21 protein-coding genes are annotated in these 20,314 nt (G+C 70.1%); 10 read left to right on the plus strand and 11 right to left on the minus strand.

Going from position 1 to position 20,314, the window contains the following annotated elements; translation table 11 throughout:
• Nucleotides 1-187: 187 nt before the first annotated feature.
• The gene (locus AC5WAM_RS20875; protein WP_030676909.1) at nt 188-499 is read right to left on the minus strand and encodes a hypothetical protein; all 312 of its coding nucleotides are present in this window, start codon (nt 497-499) and stop codon (nt 188-190) included.
• Between the two features lie 310 nt (nt 500-809).
• Here AC5WAM_RS20875 and rpsF point away from each other — a divergent pair, with 310 nt between their 5' ends.
• The 4 genes from rpsF to rplI all read left to right on the plus strand — a co-directional run bounded on the left by rpsF (nt 810) and on the right by rplI (nt 2,575).
• The gene (gene rpsF, locus AC5WAM_RS20880) at nt 810-1,100 is read left to right on the plus strand and encodes a 30S ribosomal protein S6 (RefSeq protein WP_006604399.1); all 291 of its coding nucleotides are present in this window, start codon (nt 810-812) and stop codon (nt 1,098-1,100) included.
• 101 nt (nt 1,101-1,201) lie between these two features.
• Nucleotides 1,202-1,801, plus strand: coding sequence for a single-stranded DNA-binding protein (locus AC5WAM_RS20885; protein ID WP_138960679.1), 600 nt, complete (start codon nt 1,202-1,204; stop codon nt 1,799-1,801).
• Between the two features lie 72 nt (nt 1,802-1,873).
• Nucleotides 1,874-2,110, plus strand: a complete 237-nt coding sequence (rpsR, locus tag AC5WAM_RS20890; protein WP_003949403.1) for a 30S ribosomal protein S18 — start codon at nt 1,874-1,876, stop codon at nt 2,108-2,110.
• 18 nt (nt 2,111-2,128) lie between these two features.
• A complete protein-coding gene (gene rplI, locus AC5WAM_RS20895; RefSeq protein ID WP_366790805.1) occupies nt 2,129-2,575 on the plus strand; it encodes a 50S ribosomal protein L9 in 447 nt (148 codons plus the stop codon).
• A gap of 206 nt (nt 2,576-2,781) precedes the next feature.
• On the opposite strand, the gene AC5WAM_RS20900 is transcribed toward rplI, so the two are convergent.
• Nucleotides 2,782-4,119 carry an MATE family efflux transporter gene (locus tag AC5WAM_RS20900; RefSeq protein ID WP_495518460.1) on the minus strand — a complete coding sequence of 446 codons (1,338 nt, stop codon included), beginning with the start codon at nt 4,117-4,119 and terminating at the stop codon, nt 2,782-2,784.
• Nucleotides 4,120-4,579: 460 nt separating this feature from the next.
• On the opposite strand from AC5WAM_RS20900, the gene dnaB reads away from it, so the two are divergent.
• Nucleotides 4,580-6,043: a replicative DNA helicase gene (dnaB, locus tag AC5WAM_RS20905; protein ID WP_172382873.1), complete on the plus strand. Its 1,464-nt coding sequence runs from the start codon at nt 4,580-4,582 to the stop codon at nt 6,041-6,043.
• 32 nt (nt 6,044-6,075) lie between these two features.
• Here the strand turns inward: dnaB and AC5WAM_RS20910 are convergent, their stop codons facing one another.
• On the minus strand, nt 6,076-7,206 hold the full coding sequence (locus AC5WAM_RS20910) for an NAD(P)/FAD-dependent oxidoreductase (RefSeq protein ID WP_495518461.1): 1,131 nt from the start codon (nt 7,204-7,206) through the stop codon (nt 6,076-6,078).
• 385 nt (nt 7,207-7,591) lie between these two features.
• Here AC5WAM_RS20910 and AC5WAM_RS20915 point away from each other — a divergent pair, with 385 nt between their 5' ends.
• The gene (locus AC5WAM_RS20915; RefSeq protein WP_495518462.1) at nt 7,592-8,965 is read left to right on the plus strand and encodes a serine hydrolase domain-containing protein; all 1,374 of its coding nucleotides are present in this window, start codon (nt 7,592-7,594) and stop codon (nt 8,963-8,965) included.
• 181 nt (nt 8,966-9,146) lie between these two features.
• Here the strand turns inward: AC5WAM_RS20915 and AC5WAM_RS20920 are convergent, their stop codons facing one another.
• Both AC5WAM_RS20920 and AC5WAM_RS20925 read right to left on the minus strand, forming a co-directional pair.
• Complete coding sequence (locus AC5WAM_RS20920; protein ID WP_030676931.1) at nt 9,147-9,599, minus strand: GNAT family N-acetyltransferase; 453 nt, start codon at nt 9,597-9,599, stop codon at nt 9,147-9,149.
• 126 nt (nt 9,600-9,725) lie between these two features.
• The gene (locus tag AC5WAM_RS20925; protein ID WP_495518463.1) at nt 9,726-10,184 is read right to left on the minus strand and encodes a MarR family winged helix-turn-helix transcriptional regulator; all 459 of its coding nucleotides are present in this window, start codon (nt 10,182-10,184) and stop codon (nt 9,726-9,728) included.
• Between the two features lie 146 nt (nt 10,185-10,330).
• Between AC5WAM_RS20925 and AC5WAM_RS20930 the strand changes: the two genes are divergently transcribed.
• Complete coding sequence (locus AC5WAM_RS20930; protein WP_242719886.1) at nt 10,331-11,542, plus strand: MFS transporter; 1,212 nt, start codon at nt 10,331-10,333, stop codon at nt 11,540-11,542.
• Nucleotides 11,543-11,626: 84 nt separating this feature from the next.
• Nucleotides 11,627-12,058, plus strand: coding sequence for a GlcG/HbpS family heme-binding protein (locus AC5WAM_RS20935; RefSeq protein WP_495518464.1), 432 nt, complete (start codon nt 11,627-11,629; stop codon nt 12,056-12,058).
• Nucleotides 12,059-12,171: 113 nt separating this feature from the next.
• On the opposite strand, the gene AC5WAM_RS20940 is transcribed toward AC5WAM_RS20935, so the two are convergent.
• The gene (locus tag AC5WAM_RS20940) at nt 12,172-13,050 is read right to left on the minus strand and encodes a GNAT family N-acetyltransferase (protein WP_495518465.1); all 879 of its coding nucleotides are present in this window, start codon (nt 13,048-13,050) and stop codon (nt 12,172-12,174) included.
• Nucleotides 13,051-13,055: 5 nt separating this feature from the next.
• On the minus strand, nt 13,056-13,637 hold the full coding sequence (locus AC5WAM_RS20945) for a DUF2269 domain-containing protein (protein ID WP_495523618.1): 582 nt from the start codon (nt 13,635-13,637) through the stop codon (nt 13,056-13,058).
• A 76-nt stretch (nt 13,638-13,713) separates the two neighbouring features.
• Here AC5WAM_RS20945 and AC5WAM_RS20950 point away from each other — a divergent pair, with 76 nt between their 5' ends.
• Nucleotides 13,714-14,385 (plus strand): HAD family hydrolase, encoded by a 672-nt coding sequence (locus tag AC5WAM_RS20950; RefSeq protein WP_495518466.1) that lies wholly within the window; start codon nt 13,714-13,716, stop codon nt 14,383-14,385.
• A gap of 349 nt (nt 14,386-14,734) precedes the next feature.
• On the plus strand, nt 14,735-16,651 hold the full coding sequence (locus AC5WAM_RS20955; protein ID WP_495518467.1) for a globin domain-containing protein: 1,917 nt from the start codon (nt 14,735-14,737) through the stop codon (nt 16,649-16,651).
• 105 nt (nt 16,652-16,756) lie between these two features.
• Here AC5WAM_RS20955 and AC5WAM_RS20960 read toward each other — a convergent pair whose 3' ends face one another.
• From AC5WAM_RS20960 to AC5WAM_RS20975, 4 genes are all read right to left on the minus strand, one after another.
• Nucleotides 16,757-17,239: an NUDIX domain-containing protein gene (locus AC5WAM_RS20960; RefSeq protein WP_138960666.1), complete on the minus strand. Its 483-nt coding sequence runs from the start codon at nt 17,237-17,239 to the stop codon at nt 16,757-16,759.
• Between the two features lie 59 nt (nt 17,240-17,298).
• Nucleotides 17,299-18,204 (minus strand): LysR family transcriptional regulator, encoded by a 906-nt coding sequence (locus AC5WAM_RS20965; protein WP_366790816.1) that lies wholly within the window; start codon nt 18,202-18,204, stop codon nt 17,299-17,301.
• A 250-nt stretch (nt 18,205-18,454) separates the two neighbouring features.
• A complete protein-coding gene (locus AC5WAM_RS20970) occupies nt 18,455-19,783 on the minus strand; it encodes a cystathionine gamma-lyase (RefSeq protein WP_495518468.1) in 1,329 nt (442 codons plus the stop codon).
• On the minus strand, nt 19,780-20,313 hold the full coding sequence (locus AC5WAM_RS20975) for a low molecular weight protein-tyrosine-phosphatase (RefSeq protein ID WP_495518469.1): 534 nt from the start codon (nt 20,311-20,313) through the stop codon (nt 19,780-19,782). The genes AC5WAM_RS20970 and AC5WAM_RS20975 overlap by 4 nt, the downstream gene beginning before the upstream one ends.
• Nucleotide 20,314: the final 1 nt, after the last annotated feature.

Consider the following 20,314-nt stretch of genomic DNA (forward strand, 5'->3'; position numbering starts at 1 on the left):
TGTGTCCCCATGGGTACAGGGGCTCCGGCTCTAGCGCCGAAGCCTACTGCGCCCTGCGAGCGCCCCGTCTGGGCGTATCGCACCTTCGCCCCTGGCCCGTGTCTGACCAGGGGTGGTGCGGACCGGTCAACAGCCGGTTCGGAGAAGGCGGCGCGGCCGGGGACGGCTCATCCGCGGCCGTCGCAGGTCACCAGAGTCCACCGAAGAGGCCGCCGTGCGCCATGCCCAGGAAGAAGCCGACCGCACAGGCACCGAGGCCGACGATCAGGAAGAAGCGCTCCCGCGTCGTCACCGAGATGAACTGTCCGTACGCGCCGGTGAAGATGCCCACCAGGCCGGTCCAGGAACTGAGCAGATGGAGGTTGTGGAACATCGCGGACACGAAGGCGATCGCGCCGAGGATCAGCGTCACGCCGAGCAGTGTGTCCTGGAGGGGATGGGGCTTGCCGTCGGTCGCGAAGAGGGAACCGGCGGTGTCACGTCGCAATGTCTGTGCCATGGAGGCACCTCCTGCGGAAAGGCAGCGCATCGTAGCGCCATACACACCCGATGTGTACAGATTCTGCCCGCCCGCCGCCGGATTTCAACCGGAAGCCTAGGTGCGGGTACTCTGTACCGTCTGCACCGGTGTCTGCCCAGGCCAGTCACTGATCCGTCACTGACTGGTACAGCCACACGACGCGACTCCCCCTCGCACCTCCGCTCGGGGCGGTCGATTGTCAGTGGCGGCCGATACCGTTGCGTACGCATCACGACCCTCCTGCCACGGAACGACCGTGGCCGCTGAGTCCAAAGGAGGTGGGTTCCACATGCGTCACTACGAGGTGATGGTCATCCTCGACCCCGATCTCGAGGAGCGCGCTGTCTCCCCGCTGATCGAGAACTTCCTCTCCGTCGTCCGTGAGGGCAACGGAAAGGTCGAGAAGGTCGACACCTGGGGCCGTCGTCGTCTCTCGTACGAGATCAAGAAGAAGCCCGAGGGCATCTACTCGGTCATCGACCTGCAGGCCGAGCCTGCGGTCGTCAAGGAGCTCGACCGCCAGATGAACCTGAACGAGTCGGTCCTCCGGACCAAGGTCCTCCGCCCCGAGACCCACTGAGCCCCCTGGCTCGGACCCGCTGAGCCGCGAGGCCCGGCGGTACTCGGGATTCGAGTAGCAGCACCAGCAGCCAGCAGCAAACCCGCCGAGAGGTTCCCCCAATGGCAGGCGAGACCGTCATCACGGTCGTCGGCAATCTTGTCGACGACCCCGAGCTGCGCTTCACCCCGTCCGGTGCGGCGGTCGCGAAGTTCCGCGTCGCGTCCACTCCCCGCACCTTCGACCGGCAGACCAATGAGTGGAAGGACGGCGAGAGCCTGTTCCTGACCTGCTCGGTCTGGCGTCAGGCGGCGGAGAACGTCGCCGAGTCGCTCCAGCGAGGCATGCGCGTCATCGTGCAGGGCCGGCTGAAGCAGCGGTCCTACGAGGACCGTGAGGGCATCAAGCGCACGGTCTACGAGCTGGACGTCGAGGAAGTCGGCGCCAGCTTGAAGAACGCCACGGCCAAGGTCACCAAGACCACCGGTCGCGGCGGCCAGGGCGGGTACGGCGGCGGTGGCGGCGGTCAGCAGGGCGGCGGCTGGGGCGGTGGCCCCGGTGGCGGTCAGCAGCAGGGTGGCGGCGGTGCTCCCGCCGACGACCCCTGGGCGACCGGTGCGCCGGCCGGTGGCGGCCAGCAGGGCGGCAGCGGCGGCGGTGGCGGCTGGGGCGGAAGCTCCGGCGGCTCCGGCGGCGGCTACTCGGACGAGCCCCCCTTCTAAGACCCAGGGCCCCGGTCCCGGGACGAGAAGGCGGGGCGCACCCACACTTCTTGATCACACAGGAGAAACACCATGGCGAAGCCGCCTGTGCGCAAGCCTAAGAAGAAGGTCTGCGCATTCTGCAAGGACAAGGTCACGTACGTGGACTACAAGGACACGAACATGCTGCGGAAGTTCATTTCCGACCGCGGCAAGATCCGTGCCCGCCGCGTGACCGGCAACTGCACGCAGCACCAGCGTGACGTCGCCACGGCCGTGAAGAACAGCCGTGAGATGGCGCTGCTGCCCTACACGTCCACCGCGCGATAAGGGAAGGGTGACCGAAACATGAAGATCATCCTCACCCACGAGGTCTCTGGCCTCGGTGCCGCTGGCGACGTCGTCGACGTCAAGGACGGCTACGCTCGCAACTACCTGATCCCGCGGAACTTCGCGATCCGCTGGACCAAGGGTGGCGAGAAGGACGTCGCGCAGATCCGTCGTGCGCGCAAGATCCACGAGATCGCGACCATCGAGCAGGCCAACGAGATCAAGGCCCAGCTCGAGAGCGTCAAGGTCCGTCTGGCCGTCCGCTCCGGCGACGCCGGTCGTCTCTTCGGTTCCGTCACCCCGGCTGACGTCGCTTCGGCGATCGCGGCTGCCGGTGGCCCGAAGGTCGACAAGCGCCGCATCGAGCTCGGCGCGCCGATCAAGACGCTGGGCGCCCACGCGACGTCCGTGCGTCTGCACCCCGAGGTGGCCGCCAAGGTCAACGTCGAGGTCGTCGCTGCCTGAACGCCGCGCTAGCGCTGCGTTTCGCAGGACTGAGCAAGAGGGCCGCACCTACTGGTGCGGCCCTCTTGTCATGCGTGGACAGCGTGGAATGCGCGGATGGTGCTGAGCAGAAGTGCTTCCCTCGGCCGCGGCTGGAACGCCGTGACGCGGCTGTGGATCAGGAGACGGTGCTCAGACGCAGGGCACGTTTCACGTGAAACATCGCCTCAGCGCGTGGCCCCTGTGACGATCCAGCGGCCCGAGCGGGAGCGTAGCCACAGGGTGAGCATGCGCACGGTCATCATGAGCGTCATCGCGACCCACAGGGAGGTCAGCGCGCCGCCGAGGGTGGGGACGAGCAGGGCTGCGGGTGCGAACACCGCAAGGGTGATCAACATGGCCCAGGCCAGATACGGCCCGTCTCCCGCGCCCATGAGGACACCGTCGAGTACGTAGACGACGCCGCAGATCGGCTGCGCGAGGGCTATCACGATCAGCGCGGGCAGAGCGGCGTCCTGGACGGCGGTGTCGCTGGAGAAGAGCGGGACGAACACGGGCCGGGCCAGGACGACCAGCAGGCCGAGGACGACACCCGAGGCGATGCCCCACTGCACCATGCGGCGGCAGGCGTCGCGGGCGCCCTGGGCATCGCCCGCTCCCAGATAGCGGCCGATGATGGCCTGCCCGGCGATCGCGATGGCATCGAGGGCGAAGGACAGCAGGCTCCACAGGGACAGGACGATCTGGTGCGCGGCTATGTCGGCGTCGCCGAGCCGGGCGGCCACGGCGGTGGCGATGATGACGATCGCCTTGAGGGAGAGCGTGCGGGCCAGCAGAGGGACACCCGCCTGTGCGCAGGCTCTGATGCCTGCGGCGTCCGGGCGCAGCGAGGCGCCATGGCGTCGGGCGCCGCGGACGACGACGGTCAGATAGACGGCGGCCATCGCGCACTGGGCGAGGACGGTGCCCCAGGCGGACCCGGCGATGCCGAGGCCCGCTCCGTAGACGAGGAGCACGTTGAGCACGCCGTTGGCGACGAAGCCGCCGATGGCGACGTACAGCGGCGTCTTGGTGTCCTGGAGGCCACGCAGGACGCCGGTGGCGGCGAGGACAGCCAGCATCGCGGGTATCCCGAGGGCCGAGATCCTCAGATAGGTGACCGCGTGGGGCGTGGCGGCGTCCGAGGCTCCGAAGAGGCCCACGAGCGCGGGTGCCGTGGGCAGGGCGACGGCGATCACGGCCACGCCGAGCAGAAGGGCGAGCCAGATGCCGTCCATGCCCTGCCGGATGGCGGCCGGGAGGTCACCGGCGCCCACACGGCGGGCGACTGCGGCGGTGGTGGCGTACGCGAGGAAGACGAAGACGCTGACGGCGGTTGTCAGAAGGGCCGAGGCGATGCCGAGGCCGGCGAGCTGAGCCGTGCCGAGGTGGCCGACGATGGCACTGTCGGCCATGACGAAGAGGGGCTCGGCCACGAGTGCGCCGAAGGCGGGAACGGCGAGTGCGACGATCTCTCGGTCGTGTCGTCGCCGGGCGGCCTTGGGCGCCGCGGGAGCCTGTGTCATGAGCACCAATCTAATCTTCCACAGGTAAGAGATGCAATTGACTTAGGACCCTTACCTGAGCCGAGAGTGGGCGTGCGGACGGGCGCAGTTCGACGAGATCTTGGGCCGACTGGGGAAGTTTTTCTTCTGCACAGCCAGTGGATGGGAAAGGCGCAGGTCAGAGCGGCTGTGGAAAGTCGCCTGAGGGCTTGTTCACAGGGCTGTCCACCGGGCCGTGCACAGGTTTCCCGGGGTTCTCCACAGCATCGGGGCAGTCATCCACAGCGCCTGTGGATAACCAGATTGGCTGACGGTGCCGACGGGCCTACGGTTGTGCGGCGCCCGCCTCGTCCTGTCATCGGGGAAACCACGCAAATCCGACGCGTCAGAACCGGAGTTGGGCCCCCTTATTTGTCAGTGTCGTGCCGTAGGAAAGAGGGGCACGGCGAGGTCCGCGCGGCGGACGGGAGGAGGTGGCCCGGTGAGTATTTCCGAGCCCTTGGACGACCCGTGGGCCGACAGCGGACCGGGGGACCGGCTGCCCGCGTCCCGCCCGCGCCGCGACGGCGGCCAGGGCCGTGATGAGCAGCACGAGCGAGGCTGGGACGGAGGGAGCCCTTCCTTCGAGCGCGTGCCGCCCCAGGACCTGGACGCGGAACAGTCCGTGCTCGGTGGCATGCTCCTGTCGAAGGACGCCATCGCCGATGTCGTCGAGGTGCTCAAGGGCCACGACTTCTACCGCCCGGCCCACGAGACGGTCTTCACCGCGATCCTCGACCTGTACGCCAAGGGCGAGCCCGCCGACCCCATCACGGTCGCCGCCGAGCTCACCAAGCGCGGCGAGATCACCAAGGTCGGCGGCCCTTCCTATCTGCACTCCCTGGTCCAGACGGTCCCGACCGCGGCGAACGCCGAGTACTACGCGGAGATCGTGCACGAGCGCGCGGTCCTGCGCCGCCTGGTCGAGGCGGGCACCCGCATCACGCAGATGGGATACGCGGCGGACGGCGACGTCGACGAGATCGTCAACAGCGCCCAGGCCGAGATCTACGCCGTCACCGAGCAGCGCACCAGCGAGGACTATCTGCCGCTCGGCGACATCATGGAGGGCGCCCTCGACGAGATCGAGGCGATCGGCTCCCGCAGCGGCGAGATGACGGGTGTGCCGACGGGCTTCACCGACTTCGACTCGCTCACCAACGGTCTGCACCCCGGCCAGATGATCGTCATCGCGGCCCGCCCCGCCATGGGTAAGTCCACGCTGGCCCTGGACTTCGCGCGCGCCGCCTCCATCAAGCACAACCTGCCCAGCGTGATCTTCTCCCTGGAAATGGGGCGCAACGAGATCGCGATGCGTCTGCTGTCCGCGGAGGCGCGCGTAGCGCTGCACCACATGCGCTCCGGCACGATGACGGACGAGGACTGGACCCGGCTCGCCCGCCGGATGCCCGAGGTCTCGGCGGCGCCGCTCTACATCGACGACTCCCCGAACCTGTCGATGATGGAGATCCGCGCGAAGTGTCGGCGCCTCAAGCAGCGCAGCGACATCAAGCTCGTGATCATCGACTATCTGCAGCTGATGCAGTCCGGTGGCTCGAAGCGCGCCGAGAGCCGTCAGCAGGAAGTCTCGGACATGTCGCGAAACCTGAAGCTGCTGGCCAAGGAGCTCGAGGTCCCGGTCATCGCGCTCTCGCAGCTGAACCGTGGTCCCGAGCAGCGCACGGACAAGAAGCCCCAGGTCTCCGACCTGCGTGAGTCCGGCTCCATCGAGCAGGACGCCGACATGGTCATCCTGCTGCACCGCGAGGACGCGTACGAGAAGGAGTCGCCGCGCGCGGGCGAGGCGGACATCATCGTGGGCAAGCACCGTAATGGCCCCACGGCGACGATCACTGTCGCCTTCCAGGGCCACTACTCGCGCTTCGTGGACATGGCCCAGACGTAACGCGCGCGGCAGGGCGGTGCCTGCCTGTCGGGCTATGCGGCCTTGCTCCCGCGCGGGGTCAGCTTCACGAGGCCCGGGTGGCGCTGGGCCGACAGGGCGCCCCGGACGATGAACTCCTTGTACCAGGCGGCGGCGCGGCCCGTGAGCACGCGTTCGACCGCGCTGTCGTCGTCCCGGACGAACTGGATGAGGCCGTCGCGGCGGCCCAGGCTGACGCACTGGTTGAGGTACCGGAAGCGCAGCGGGCTCGGGGTGCGGCCCGCCAGACGGTCGCTGATCGACCGCGCCACATGGGCCGCGGACGGCAGGCCGGTCGCGCAGGCCATGCGCAGTTCCTGCCCGTCCTGCCGACGGGCGGCGGCCGCGTCGCCGATGGCGTAGACGTCCGGGTGGGACACCGAGCGCAGCGTCGGGTCGACGAGCACGCGCCCGTGGTCGTCGACGGCCAGACCGGCCTCGCGTGCGATCTCCGGTACTCGGAAGCCTGTCGTCCACACCACCGTGTCCGAGGGCAGCAGCGCGCCGTCGGCGAGAAGTACGCCGTCCGCGCGGACCTCGGTGACCTTGGCGTTGTCCCGTACCTCGATACCGAGGCGGGCGAAGACGCGCCGCAGGTGCTGCCGACCCCGCTCGGAGAGCGCCGCGCCGAGCGCACCACCGGTGACCAGGCGTACCTTCAACTCCGGCCGTGTCTCGGCCAGTTCGGCCGCAGCCTCGATGCCGGTCAGGCCGCCGCCGACGACCGTGACGGTGCCGCCCGCGGCCAGCCGTGCCCGCAGGCGGTCGGCGTCCTCGGCGACGGCCAGCGGATACGCGTGCTCGGCGGCCCCCGGTACGGCGTCGTGGGCGGCGAGGCTGCCGAGCGCGTAGACCAGCGTGTCGTAGCCGAGGGGCGCGGCATCGGCCAGGACGACCTCGCGACGCTCGGCGTCGATGGCGACGACGCGGTCGACGACGAACTCCACGGGGGCGCCTGTGAGCAGTTCGGCGATCGGCCGCTGGCGCACCTGCTGGCCCACCGCGACCTGGTGCATCCGCACCCGCTCGACGAACCGGTCGCTCGCGTTCACCAAGGTCACCCGGGTGCCTGACTGCTTGGCGATCGACTTGGCCGCGACCACGCCCGCGTAACCCGCTCCCAGAACCACGATGTGCGCTGCCATCACGCTCTCCCTCCGATGTCCGCCGCCGGTGCGGCGTCGAAAGGTAGACAGAGCGGGGCTGCGGATTCGTGACATGCATCGATGAGACGTGGGTCACAGGTGCGACCGTGTGGGGCGTGCGGCGATTCCGATGAGCAGGCGGGCGACCTTGTCCGACCGAGCAGCCGGGCGTCCTGAAGCACGTCCTCGGCTTCCTCGCCCAGGGGCCCGGCGGCCGACCGAACCTCCCGTACGCAAGCGCGCACGTTTCACGTGAAACATGGCGTGGCCAGGCACGCGAAGCATGGTGTGGCCAGGCATGACGTGGACCGGAAGCGCTCCCGCGGGCACGGATGCGTTCGTAATGGGCTCGACGCCCGGGCACACGCCCGTATGAACTGGCCCCATGACAAACGAAGAGCTGCTTCCCTCTACGCGCCGCGCCTTGACCCATCGGATTGCCACCGCTCAGACGGAGGGGCGAGCACCGTCCCTGGTCGCTGCCGTTGTGCGGGGAGGTGAGCTGGTGTGGACGGGGAGCCGGACCTCGGTCGACGGCCATGGGCCGGACGAGAACGTGCAGTACCGCATCGGATCGATCACCAAGACGTTCACCGCGGTTCTGGTGATGCGGCTGCGCGACGAGGGCTTGCTCGATCTCTCCGATCCGCTGGAGAAGCATCTGCCGGGCACCGGCGTAGGGGAGGTCACGATCGCTGAACTCCTGTCGCACCGGGGCGGACTCGCGGCCGAGACGCCGGGGCAGTGGTGGGAGCGCAGCCCCGCGTCACTGCGGCCCGAGCTGAGTGACGTCCTTGGGGAGCAGCCCTTCAAGCACCCGGTGGGGCGCCGCTTCCATTACTCCAACCCCGGCTACACGCTCCTGGGTTCGCTGATCGAGGCGTTGCGCGGTGCGCCGTGGGAGGAGGTGCTGCGCAGGGAGGTCCTGGAACCGCTCGGTCTGAACCGTACGAGCGGGCAGCCGGTGGCTCCGCACGCGGGTGGCTGGGCGGTGCATCCGTGGGCCGACGTGTTGCTGCCGGAGGCCGTGGAGGACCTGGGGCTCATGGCTCCGGCAGGGCAGCTGTGGTCGACGACGGCCGACCTGGCGCGCTTCGCCGTGTTCCTGATGCGGGGTGATGACCGGGTGCTCTGTCTCGACACGGTCCGGGAGATGAAGGCGCCGGCGGCGGTCGCGGAGTTCGGTGACGCGGAACAGACGTACGGGCTCGGTGTCGGCATCGTCCGGTTCAGCGGTGGCGTGCTCATCGGGCACACGGGCTCGCTGCCGGGATTCCTCGCCAGCCTGTGGACCTGTGAGGAGGCCGACGTCGCGGCCGTGGTCCTCGCCAACTGCACCTCCGGCCTTCCGGTGGCCATGGTGGCGGCCGAGCTCGTGGGGATCGTGGCGGAGGCGGAGCCGCGCATCCCTGAGCCCTGGCGGCCGCTGCGCGAGGTCGACCCGGCCGTACTGGAGCTGACCGGGCCTTGGTACTGGGGGACGAGCGCCCAGGCGCTGCGCCTCGCGGCGGACGGCGCGGTCCAGCTGGGCCCGCTCGCGGGCGGCGGCCGTGGTTCGCGCTTCCGGCCGAACGGCGACGGGACGTGGACCGGGCTCGACGGGTACTACGCGGGCGAGCTCCTGCGGGCGGTCCGGCGGCCGGACGGTTCGGTGAGCCATCTCGACCTGGGGTCGTTCGTCTTCACACGGGAGCCGTACGACGCGAAGGCTCCGGTGCCCGGCGGGGTGGACCCGGAGGGGTGGCGGGGCCTCGCGTAACCCCCGAACAGGGACTGACTGCGGTCGAGGGCCGATCGTGGTCAAGGACCGGCCGCGCGGACGAGGACCGACTGCGGACACGAAGGCCAGGTTGTCCTGTTTCACGTGAAACAGCGAAGCAGGACACCCTGGGCCTTTCGCTGCGCATGGCAGCGGCCGTTCAACGGCGTCGGAGCCCGCTTCAGAGCTGGAGCTTGAAGCCCACGTGTGAGGCTGTGAACCCCAGGCGCTCGTAGAAGCGATGGGCGTCGGTGCGGGTGGCGTCCGAGGTCAGCTGCACCAACTGGCAGCCTTGGCGCCGGGATTCATCGACGGCCCACTCGATGAACCGGGTGCCGAGGCCGCTGCCGCGCTCCTCGGCGTGCACGCGTACCGCTTCGATGATCGACCGCGTGGCACCCTTCCGGGAAAGGCCCGGAATGATCGTGAGCTGGAGCGTGCCGACGACGCGGCCTTCGCGGACGGCGACGACCAGGTGCTGGTTCGGGTCCTCGGCGAGCCGCTGGAAGGCGGGGAAGTACGGGGTGAGGTCGTCCAGCGACTCGCGCTGGGCGCCCAGGGGGTCGTCCGCCAGCATGGCCACGATCGCGGGGATGTCATCGGCGACGGCAGGTCGTATCTCAAGATCTCCCATGGCCGCAGCCTATGCGGAGGCTGCGGGACACGGGCTTGCAGGCCGCGGGCTGCAAGCCGCTGGGCCCCCGGCCGCTGGGCCCCCGGCCGCTTGCCGCCCGACGCTCGCCGCCCGGCAGGCCGTGCCTCACGCAGGCGCGCGCACCGTTTCGACGACCCGGACCAGCGGGGCGAGCTCGGGATTCTGCGCGGCCTCGTCCAGGGCTTCGCGCAGGGCCGCGTCGTTGGTGGGCCGGGCCTCGGCGAGGAGCTGGATGCCGCTCTCGCTGACGTTCGTGTAGATGCCGCGCCGGTCGGTGGGGCACAGGTAGCGCAGGAGGAGACCGCGCTCCTCGAGCCGGGTGACCAGGCGGGTGGTGGCGCTCTGGCTGAGGACCACGGCATCGGCGACCTGCTTCATCTGCAGATGGCCGCCCTCGCCGTCGTGCTGGCGGCTGAGCACGTCGAGCAGGCTGTACTCCCGCACGCTCAGTCCGTGCTTGGCCTGGAGCGCCCGCTCCACATGGGACTCGATCTTCCCGTGGAGCAGGGAGAGCGCGCACCAGCCCTGGGCCAGCGCGGTGAGTGCGGGGTCGGTCGCGGTCATGGCGGTTCCTCCGTCTTCCTGCGTCCCAGAGCGGCTGCGTCCAGGATAGTCCACCGCTGCAATATCCAGCGCTTGCAATTAACCAGCGTCTGCAACTATTGTGGACGCACGTTAAGCGCTCCCGCAACCGTTTGGAAGGTAGCTCCATGCCTCTCGCGCTTCTGGCCCTAGCGATCGGGGCCTTCGGAATCGGAACCACCGAGTTCGTGATCATGGGACTCCTTCCCGAGGTCGCGGGTGACTTCGACGTCTCCATCCCCACGGCAGGGTTCCTCGTGACCGGCTATGCCCTGGGCGTCGTGCTGGGTGCCCCGCTGATGACCGCCCTCGGCACCCGCATCTCGCGCAAGCGGATGCTCATGCTGCTGATGGGCCTGTTCATCGCGGGCAATCTGCTCTCGGCCGTCGCACCGGCCTTCGGCGTGATGCTCGCCGGACGCGTCGTCGCCTCCCTGGCCCACGGTGCCTTCTTCGGCATCGGCTCGGTCGTCGCGGCCGAGCTGGTCGCCCCCGAGAAGAAGGCCGGGGCCATCGCCACCATGTTCTCGGGTCTGACCGTGGCCAATGTGGTCGGCGTCCCGCTGGGTACGTTCGTGGGCCAGGCCATCGGCTGGCGGATCACCTTCGTCATCGTCGCCGCCCTGGGCGTGGTCGGCCTCGCCGGTGTCGCCAAGCTCGTGCCGGACCTGCCCAAGCCCGCGGGCGTGAGCCTGCGCCACGAGATCGGCGCGTTCCGCAACGTGCAGGTGCTGCTCGCCATGGCGATGACCGTGCTCGGCTTCGGCGGAGTGTTCGCGGCCATCACCTACATCACGCCGATGATGACGGAGGTCGCCGGCTACTCGGAGTCCTCCGTGACCTGGCTGCTCGTTCTGTTCGGCCTCGGCATGGTCGGTGGCAATCTGATCGGCGGCCGGTTCGCGGACCGTGCGCTGATGCCCATGCTGTACGTCTCGCTCGGCGCGCTGGCCCTCGTCCTCGGTGTCTTCACGCTCACCGCGCACAACAAGATCGCTTCGGCCGTGACCATCATGCTGATCGGCGCCCTGGGCTTCGCCACCGTGCCGCCGCTGCAGAAGCGGGTCCTCGACCAGGCCTCCGGAGCGCCCACGCTCGCCTCCGCCGTCAACATCGGCGCCTTCAACCTGGGCAACGCCCTCTCGGCCTGGCTCGGCGGCATCGTGATCTCCGCGGGCTTCGGTTACACCGCTCCGAACTGGGTCGGTGCCGTGCTCGCCGCGTCCGCCCTGGTCCTCGCCTTCCTGTCGGCGGCGCTGGAGCGCCGGTCCCCCGCGCCCACCAAGGTCGTCACCGGCGCCACCCCCGTGCCCGAGCACGCAGCGGCCGCCCACCACTGACCCCAAGCCTCCCTCGCCCCGGCTTCCACTGGCCCGGGGCGAGGGGCCTCACCGAAACACCGTTCCATCAAGGAGAGACCCCTCGTGAGCACCACCCCCGCCCCCACCGCCGTCGCCCCGCTGACCATCTCCGACGCCGAGGCCCTCGTGAGTGCCGCACACCGCGCCGCCGACACCGCCGGAGTCCACGTCAGCGTCACCGTCCTCGACGCCGGTGGCCATCTCCTCGCCTTCCGGCGTGACGACCGGGCGGTGCTGATCGCCGGCGAGACCAGCACGCGCAAGGCGTACACCGCGCTCCAGCTGAACACCCCGACCGCCGACCTCGTGGACGCGGTCCAGCCCGGCGGCCTCTTCCACACGCTGCCGACGGCCCTCGACCGGCCGCTGCTGTTCATCGCGGGCGGCGTGCCCGTCCACCGCGACGGCCGGCTCATCGGCGCCATCGGTGTCGGTGGTGGCGCCCCGGAGCAGGACCACGGATTCGCGACGACGGCCGTGGAGGCCCTCGTCTAGCCCCTGCCCCACCTCCCCGGGCCCGACCGGGACCCATGGGAAAGCCCGCCCTCACTGCCGGAAGAGTCACGGCACGTGAGGGCGGGCTTCGGCGTGGAAGCGGTCCTACGCGCTCAGCCCGCCGCCACCGTCAGCGGGGCGAACCGGCGCGTCCAGTCCCCGAGCAGCTCCGGGATGCCGTACGTCATCACGGAGTTGAAGGCGATGGACTCCAGCCCGTGCGCCTTCACCCACGCAATCAGTTCCTCGTGGCGGACGTCGATGTCCGTGCGCAGCGGGCGGTCGGTGCGGGCGCCGAGCGAGGCGATGAGCGCCTTGGCCGTGTCCGTGTCCCGGGCGATCAGCGGGCCGACGACGTGGGTCTCCATGTTCGGCCAGGCCCCCGCGTAGCCGATGATCTCGCCGTCCGCCTCCGCAACGCGCAGCTGATCGGTGAAGGCAGGGAGGCGGGTGATGATGTGGGTCCGGTCGAGGCCGAAGACCTCCGTGTCGAGCCGGACCAGGGTGGGCAGGTCCTCCGCGGTCGCCGCCCGGGTGGAGATGCCCGGCACCTGCGCGTCCGAGCCGTCGACGGCGAAGCGGCCGCGGACCATTTCGGCGCGGCCGGTCGTCTTGAAGCCGAGCTCTTCGTAGAGCGGGCGGCCGTTGGGCGTCGCGTGCAGGGTCAGCGGGGTGGTGCCCGCGCCCTCGATGACGGAGCGCATCAGATGGCGGCCGATGCCCTTGCGGGCGTGCCGTTCGGCGACCAGCACCATGCCGATCGCCGACAGTCCTGGGTTCTCGTACGGTCCGTACTGCGTCACGACGCACGCGGCGATGAGGCCGGAGCCGTCGGGGTCGTCGATGCCGTAGCCCGTCCCGGCCGAGAGCAGCAGCCCCCATTTGTGTTCCTCGCGGGGCCAGCCGCGGTCTTCGGACAGATCGGCACAGGCAGTGAGGTCGCGGGGCGTGAGCCTGCGGATGGGCAGTGCGGAGAGGGAAGGTGTCGACACGCGGGTCAGGCTGTCTGACGCATGACCTCGGCGTCCACCTCTTTGTGGGGAGAAGCACGCTGCTTTTCGCCAAGTTTCCTCTGACCACGCTGGTGAGCGGCGCGCAGGTGGCGGCCCCGCCGGGTCAGCCCCCAGGGCTTGAGCACGGAGATGACCGTCATGAACAGGTAAGCGCTGAGGGAGACGATCGGTCCCATGATGAGGTCGGTCGAACTGGCCAGGCCGTCCCCCGCAGACACGGTCGCGACCGCTTCGTTGACCCCTGGCCGTAGCGCGAAGGTCGACGCGGCCGTAGTCGCCAGCGTCAGCCAGAACTTCGTGTACACCCAGCGATGCCGGGCGAGCCCCCAAGACGTACCGAGTGAGAGCAGCAGGCCGCTCAGCAGGGTGAGGAGTGCCAGGGGGAGGACGAGCCAGTCCGTGAAGACCTTCATCGCACGGACGGAGGCCTCAATGGTCGGGTGGGAGTCGGTGGTGATCGCGGCCGTGGCGAGCGCGAGCAGCCCGAGGGTGAGCCCGAGCCAGCCCGCCGAGGCGGTGACATGGACAACGAGGGTGGCCCGGCGTGCGGGGCGACGTAGTTTCACGTGAAACACCGTGCCGGGAGCGCCGGACCACGGCGTCTGACAGCGGGAGTAACCGCGGGTACTAGCCTCGGCGTACATGGCACGTCTACACCTCTTCGACCTGGACGGAACGCTGCTGTACGGCACAGCGGCACCCGTGGAGATTTCCCGGCAACTGGGGCTGGAACAAGAAATAGCCGCACTTGAACGGGATTTCGTCTCGGGTCGTATCGATTCGGCTCAGTACGGAGTACGGGTCCACGGGCTGTGGGCGGATCTCACGGATGCCCAGGTGGGGACGGCCTTCGACGGTGCGCCCTGGTTGTCCGGCATCCAGGACACCTGGGCCGAGATCCGGGCGAACGGCGACTATTGCGCCGTGGTCTCGCTCTCGCCCTCGTTCTTCGTCGAGCGGCTGCTCGGCTGGGGCGCCCATGCCGCGCTCGGCTCCCGCTTCCCCTCGGTGCCGTTCCGCGAGCCCGTGGACCCCACGGGCATCCTCAACGCGGCGGCCAAGGTGAAGGTCGCGAACCGGCTCTGTGAAGAGTTCGGCGTGGACCCGGCCGACTGCGTTGCCTATGGCGACTCGCTCTCCGACCTGGATCTGTTCGCCGCGGTGCCGGTTTCGGTCGCGGTCAACGCGGATGCGCGGCTGGTCGACCTGGCCACTCACTCCTACGTCGGGCGGGATCTTCGGCAGGCGTACGCATTGGTGCGCGCTTCGGCGAGGGAAGCGGTCGGAGAGGGTGGACCCCGGAATTCCAAATGAAAGAAGGGCACTTGTGTGTTCGACGGGTGCCGGTATGGTCGAGTCCGGTTCAAGCCGGACGGGATTCGGTGCGCGCCGGGTGCGCGGGCGACGCACCCCTGGAGGCGCGCACGGATCAGCAAAGTTTAACGGGGTAAAGAGATCGACGACCCGTTCTTCCGGCTAAGGGCCCCGCGCGACGGGCGTGGATGCGATGCTGCGGGAGAGGTGACTGCGGCCAATGTCACATCTTTCCCTGCTTGTCCGTAAAGCGTGGGGCGTCAGGGTTCAATGTGATCAACATGGGTTGCCGAGGCAAGGCGGGAAAGCAGGCACCTTCCGGCGAGGAAGTGCGCGGACCGACTGAGAGATGTTCGAGGCGAGGCACAGCATGGACGCTCCGACCACCACGTCGGCGGGCAACGGCACTTCCGGGCACGGCAGCAACTGGTTCACGCCGCGGAGGCCGCCTGAGCGGCCTCAGGAGGCGACTGCCGCCGACGAGGGCGCGGGCAGCGCGGAGCCTGCCGAGCCGGGCCATGAGGGGCCGGAGGGCCTTGAGCGCACGCGCCGCCAAGTGCCCGAGGGACGCCGCGTAGCGACCATACGGCCTCTCGGCAGACCGGCCGCCGGGCCCGCCGAAGCCGAGGCGGGGCGAATACCGCCTGCCCGGTCCGCCGTGCCGGAGCCGAAACCTGAGCCGGGCCCGAAATCGGCGGAAGCCACCCAGGAGCCCCCGCCCGACGCGTCCTTCCGTACGGCTACTGAGACTTCGTGGTGGACGGTGGCAGGGCGCACGCCAACCAGCGCCGGGAGCACCGGGGTTGCCACGACGGGCGGCGGCACGGCGACGCTTCCGGCTCCCGAAGACGGCGCCAGGCCTCCGGTGCCCGACGCCGTGGCCACAGCTCCGGCTGCCGAGCACGAGGTGGCTACGGAGGACGCGGGCCCGGAAGACAGCGCTCCGGCCGCAGGAAGCGTGGCTCCCGAAGCCGACGTTCCGACCGCGGAGAGCGCGGGCGCGGAACTCGGCGCTCCGACCACAGACGGCAGAGGCGACGCCCCGACCACAGGGGGCACGGGCCCGGAAAGCAACGCTGCGGCCGCAGCAAGCGCGTCCCCCGAAGCCGGTGCTCAAGCCCACCCCGACCTCCCCAAGGCCCCTCCCGGGCCAGCACCGTCCCCCGACGCCGTTCTGGTCCAGCGCACCATGGCCGAAATCGCCCCCATCGCCGACAAGGTCACCTCGTACTTCTACGCGCTGCTCTTCACCCGCCACCCCGACCTGCGCGCGCTGTTCCCCGCGGCGATGGACACCCAGCGCGACCGGCTTCTGACGGCCCTGCTGACCGCCGCAGAGCACATCGACCAGGCCGACGTCCTCGTCGACTACCTGCGCAACCTCGGTCGCGGGCATCGCAAGTACGGCACCCAGTCCGAGCACTACCCGGCCGTCGGGGAGTGTCTGATCGGGGCGCTGAGCCGGTACGCGAGCGCGGTCTGGGACGACGACACCGAGGCCGCGTGGGTCCGTACGTACACGACGATCTCCCAGGTGATGATCGACGCGGCGGCCGAGGACGAGCTGCGCGCACCGGCTTGGTGGTACGCCGAGGTGGTCGCGCACGACCTGCGGACGTCCGACATCGCCGTCATCACCGTCCGCCCGGACCAGCCCTACCCCTTCCTCGCCGGGCAGTACACGAGCCTGGAGACGCCGTGGTGGCCGCGCATCTGGCGGCACTACTCCTTCGCTTCGGCGCCGCGCTCCGACGGGCTGCTCTCCTTCCACGTCAAGGCGGTCCCGGCAGGCTGGGTCTCCAACGCGCTGGTGCACCACGCGCGCCCCGGCGACGTACTCCGGCTCGGGCCGCCGTCGGGCTCCATGACCGTCGACCACAGCACGGACAGCGGGTTGCTCTGTCTCGGCGGCGGAACCGGCATCGCCCCCATCAAAGCCCTCGTGGAGGACGTCGCCGAGCACGGCAGACGGCGTCCCGTCGAAGTCTTCTACGGCGCCCGCACCAGCCACGACCTGTACGACATCGACACCATGCTGCGGCTCCAGCAGACGCACCCCTGGCTGGCCGTCCGCCCTGTCGTCGACACCCGCGCGCAACTGCCGGACGCGGTGCGCGAGTACGGCCCATGGAACGAGTACGACGCGTATCTGTCAGGCCCGCCCGGAATGATCCGCAGTGGTGTCGACGCGCTGCGGGAGGTGGGCATACCGGAGGGCCGGATCAGGCACGACGCGGTGGAGGAACTGGTCGCCGCGGGCGGCTGACCGCCGTGGGCGGCTGTTGAACAGCGGCTGTTGAACAGGGCGGATGACCACCACGGTGCCAAAGACGGCACCAAGGACGGCGCCAAAGCCCCTTGCCAGGAGCGTTCAGCCCAGGTCAGGCGCGTGCATCGCGCGTACGCCCTCGATGTTGCCGTCCAGATAGTGCCGTAGCGACAGCGGCACGAGGTGGACCGAGGCGATGCCGACACGGGTGAACGGCACCCGGACGATCTCGTACTCGCCGCTCGGCTCCTCGACTTCGGGACCGTGCCGCTGGCCCGGGTCCATGGATTCCAGACGGCAGACGAAGAAGTGCTGCACCTTCACGCCGGTGGCGCCACCGTCCTCGCCGATGTGCTCGACCGTGTCCACGAAGCACGGCACCACATCAGTGATCTTGGCGCCCAGTTCCTCGTGCACCTCGCGGTGGAGCGCGTCGACCACCGTCGCGTCCTCGGCCTCCACCCCGCCACCGGGGGTGACCCAGTACGGATCCACGCCGGGCTTGGTCCGCTTGATGAGGATCAGATGGTTCCCGTCCAGAAGGACGGCACGTGCGGTGCGCTTGACCACTGGTCGGACGGTCATGGGAGAAATGTGGCCCGGACTGTTCCACGTGAAACATCGCGAACCAGTCGGGGCTCGCCTTATGTCCAGTCGACCGCAGCGCGCAGTAGCCACTCGTGCGCCCGCGCGATGTGCGGCATGGCGAGTGTGCCGGTGCGTACGACGAGGAAGTACGTCCGCAGCGGGGGCACCGCGGGGTCGAGCAGCGCCACGACCTCGCACCGCTCCAGGGCGGGCGTGCACAGATAGCGGGGCAGGACGGCGAGCCCTGCGCCCTGGATCACACAGGCCAGAACGGCCCGCAGATCCGGCACGATGACGGCGCCCGACGTGGCCGGGCGGGAGTCGAAGACGGCGGCCCAGTAGCGGGAGACGAGCGGCAGCGACTCGTGGACTTCCACGACCGGCAGGTTCTCGACCGTCAGGGCGCCCTTGCGGCGCAGTTTGCCGGGGCCGATCAGGGCGGCCCAGCGCGGTGCCGCGACCAGGACGTGTTCCTCGTCGCAGAGCGGTGTCGCGGTGAGCAGAGCGCCACGGGGGCGGGCAGCGGTGATGGCCAGGTCGTGGTGTCCGGCGGCGAGCCCCTCCAGGACCTCCTCGGCGTTGCCGAACGACGCGCGCAGGGCGAAGCCCTGACCGTCGGCCCCGGTCAGCGCGGTGAGGGTCGGAAGGGCCCGCTCCGCCGTGAACTCGGGTGGTCCCGCAAGGTGCAGGGTGCGAATCGACGAGTCCTCGTCGAGCCCGGCCTCGGCGATCTCCACCAGCGCGTCGAGGTGCGGGGCGGCCTTGTGGGCGAGCTCGTCGCCGATGGTCGTCGGGGTGACGCCTCGGGCTTGGCGCAGAAAGAGCGGGCGGCCCAGCTGGCGCTCCAGGGTGCGGATCTGCGAGGTCACGGCGGGCTGGGACAGACCGAGGAGGGCGGCGGCACGGGTGAACGAGCCGGCTCGGTGCACCGTGACGAATGTGCGCAACAGGGCCAGATCCATGATCTCACCCTCTCCTCCCTGTCGGCCCCCGGCGCAGCACAACTATAAATTTGTCGATAGGTTGCTGTCGCTACTGTGATTGGACACTGACACAGAGTCAACTAGCCTTGTTCGCGCGGTTCTTCGCGCGCAGAACCGAGGGCGGTCCGAGCCACGAGGGGGGAGGCTCGGACCGTCCGATGTGCGTAGCCCGGTACGTCCGCGCCGGAGGCCGAGTACGGGAAAGGCCCTGGTCGGGCGGTGGCGGAGCTCAGACCGCCGTCTCGTCCAGCGCGCGCAGCACATCGGCCACCAGGTCCTCGGCGTCCTCAGCACCGGCCGAGAAGCGGATGAACCCTTCCGGAACGGCGTCCCCGCCCCAGCGGCCACGCCGCTCGGCGGTGGAACGCACGCCTCCGAAGCTCGTCGCGTCGTCCACGAGCCGCAGTGCGTCGAGGAAGCGGTCCGCACGCGCGCGTGAGGGCAGCACGAACGAGACCACACACCCGAAGCGCCGCATCTGCCGGGCCGCGATCTTGTGCGAGGGGTCGTCGGGCAGGCCCGGGTAGCGCAGGCCGGTCACGTCGGCGCGGCCGCGCAGCGCCTCGGCGACAGCCAGGGCGTTCGCGTTCTGCCGGTCGACGCGCAGCTGGAGCGTGGCGAGCGAGCGGTGCGCCAGCCAGGCCTCCATGGGCCCCGGAATGGCACCGACGATCTTGCGCCAGCGCCGCACGGCGGCCGCGGGCTCGGCATCACGGCAGGTCACGTAGCCGAGCAGGAGGTCGCCGTGGCCGGTGAGCTGCTTGGTGCCGCTGGCCACGGAGAAGTCGGCACCGAGGTCGAGCGGGCGCTGGCCGAGCGGGGTGGCGAGGGTGTTGTCGACGGCGACCAGGGCCCCACGCGCGTGTGCCGCGTCGACGAGCCGACGGACGTCGCAGACGTCGAGGCCGGGGTTCGACGGGGTCTCCAGCCACAGCAGCCGGGCGCCGTCGAGCACGTCCAGCTGCGCGTCGTCGGCCGTGGGCGCGGTGCGGACCTCGATGCCGTACGCGGTGAGCTGCTCACGGACCAGCGGCAGCGCCTGATAGCCGTCGCTCGGCAGCACCACGGCGTCGCCGGTGCGCAGCTGGGAGAAGAGCACCGCGGAGATCGCGGCAATGCCGGAGGCGAAGACCAGCGTCTCCACGACGCCGTTCGCGTCGTCCGGGGCCTCGAGCTGCCCGATGGCTCGCTCCAGGAGCGTCCAGGTCGGGTTCTCGTCGCGGCCGTAGGTGTACGGACCCGTGGGGTCACCGGGCAGATGGAAGTGCGCGGCGAAGACGGGGCCCGGCAGTGTCGGCTCGTGCTTCACGGGCTCGGGGAGCCCGGCGCGCACGGCGCGCGTGCCGTCGCCCGTACCCAGCGGTCGCGCACGGCCGGGTGCGGCGGTGGGGCTCGCCGCTGGAGGGGAGCCCGTGTCACCCGTGGCCGTCGTCGGCGAAGGAGTCGTGCCGTCGCTGGAGCCCGGGGCCGGTGTTGGCGATGGAGCCGTGCCCTCACCGGAGCCCGTGGCCGCCGCGGTGCCCGCGTCCGCCGCGCGTATCCGCTCCGATTCCGTCATGCCGGCCGCCCTTCCACCGCTTCCCGTACGACGTCGAGCAGACCCTCGCACGCCGCTTCGACCATCTTCAGGCACTCCTCGAAGCCCACGAAGTCCCCGTAGTACGGATCAGGAACGTCGAGGTCACCTACGGCTTCGGCCGAGGGATCGAACGAGCGCAGCAGCCGCACCTTGTCCGCGTCCTGCGGAGTCCGCGCCAGTCGGCGCAGGGCGCGCTCGTGGCCGCGGTCGAGCGCGACCACGAGGTCGAGCCGCGCGAACCAGTCCTCCCGGAACTGCCGGGCCACGTGCGTGGTGTCGAAGCCCGCCGACGCCAGGACGGCGACGGTACGCGGATCGGCCGCGTCCCCTTCGTGCCAGCCGTCGGTGCCCGCGCTGTCCACCAGGACGAGGCCTTCGAGGCCCGCGTCGCGCACCAGGGCGCGGAAGACCGACTCGGCCATGGGCGAGCGGCAGATGTTGCCGGTGCACACGAAGCAGACGCCGAACGGCGTGGCGGCGGGGCGGGACGACGGGGCGGCGGAGGGCATC

It is taken from the genome of Streptomyces sp. JLYT201 (genome assembly GCF_059448825.1).